At 68.6% G+C, this 1,677-nt stretch carries 1 protein-coding gene; it reads right to left on the reverse strand.

Annotated features, from left to right (window positions below; all coding sequences use genetic code 11):
• Positions 1-1,620: AAA family ATPase (locus tag LQV45_RS30495; protein WP_374208340.1), on the reverse strand; the 1,620-nt coding region annotated here is incomplete at its 3' end.
• Positions 1,621-1,677: the final 57 nt, after the last annotated feature.

Genomic DNA, 1,677 nt, shown 5'->3' on the forward strand with positions numbered 1-1,677 from the left:
GTTCGACGGCGGGGTGTTCGAGGGTGGGGTGTTCAAGGGTGGGGTGCCGGCAGCCGCGTCCTCGCCGGACGCCGCCGCGGCCGGGGCTGCCGCGTACTCGCCCGCCAGCGCCAGGACCATGGCTTCCAGAATCTCCAGCCGCTCTTCCGTGGCACGGTGAATGGCTTCGGCGTCGTCGGGCCGGGCCGCGGCGAGGCGTTCGGCGGCGCGTCGGAGCACCTGTGCCCGCTTGATGATCTCTGCCGGTGTGTGGCCCAGCGCTGACATCGTTGCGGCCCACAGGAGGGATCCGGCCAGGAGCCCGGGGATGCTGTTTCCCTGCCCGAAATCGGCGTCGAGGATGTCCCGGGCCGCCATGTAGTCGGAGGCGTTGTAGCGGGTCCGTGCTATCACGGCGCGGGCCGCCATCTGCAGTTCCGGATCCTTGACGAGGACGGCAGCCTTGCGGGCGAGCTCGTCCTCGTAAAGCCGGCTCGCCAGCACGGCCGCCCTCAGGAGCTGCCGGTCCTCGACCTCCGCGCCGCATTCGATCGACCAGCTCACTTGCCGCAGCAGTCCCTCGGCAGACGTCGGCTCGCTGTCCATCTTGCGCAGCAGGCTTTGCCGAAGCTGCAGGCTCCTGGCCGGTGAAATCAGGTTCCGCAAGGTGTCGCCGTACACGGTATGCCACAGCCGCAGCTCACCCGTCCCGGTGTCCGTGACCCGGATCAGTTCGCTGTCGATCAGTGATCCCACGGCCTCTTCGCCGGCCACCGACTCGATCAGTTCCCGGGACACGGGTTCGGCCAGCGCCACGAGGTTCAGGGCCTGCCGTTCTTCCGGCGAGCGCAGCAGCAACTGGCGGCGCACGACGTCGGTCAGCCGGTCACCGTGGCTGTTCAGGTGCCGGGTGAACAACCAGACACCGTTGCGCCGCAGCAGCGTCCCGTCGTTCCTGGCGTCGTCCAGGAGCCCATTGAGGAGCATCGGGTTGCCGCCGGAGGCCTCCCAGAGGATCTCGGCGACGTTTGGCAGCACTTGCGAGCCGAGCTCGCCCTCCAGCATCTCTGTGGTCTGCGCGAGGGTGAGCGGGCGCAGGTCGTGCCGCTCGGCGATGCCTTCAAACCAGAGCTGCAGGAGCGGTTCCGGCAGTCCGGGCCGGGCCGCGGCGCCCACAAGCAGTTTCGCCCAGCCGGCCGCCGCCAGCTCCGCGAGGATTCCGGCCGTCGCCTCGTCGAGATCGTGTGCGTCGTCAACGACCAGCAGGAGGGGCTTCTGGGTGGCCCGCTTCTGCTCTTCCAGATGCGCCCACAGCGTCCTCAGCACGGCCAGCTGCGATGTTGCTTCCTGGACCGGCAGTCCGACGATGAAGGGACCCAGGACACCGTAGGGCACCTTGGTCAGCGACGCGCTGCCGTGGATCGGCACCGGCGTCACCTCGGGGCCCAGTTCCCCGACGACGGCATCGATGAGCCTCGATTTGCCCATCCCGCTGTCGCCGAGGACGAACACGGCCACATGGCTGCCGCCCTGGAGGGCTTCCACTGCAGACATCAAATCTTCCGACCTCCCGGTCAAGGCGCGGGCCGGCGCCGTGCCGGGGTTTCCCGCCGGCCCCTTAGATGAGTCCAAGCAGATCACTTCGCGAAGAAACGCCGAGCTTCGTGAACACCTGGTACAAGTGGCCCTCCACGGTCC

It is taken from the genome of Microbacterium sp. Bi128 (assembly GCF_918698205.1).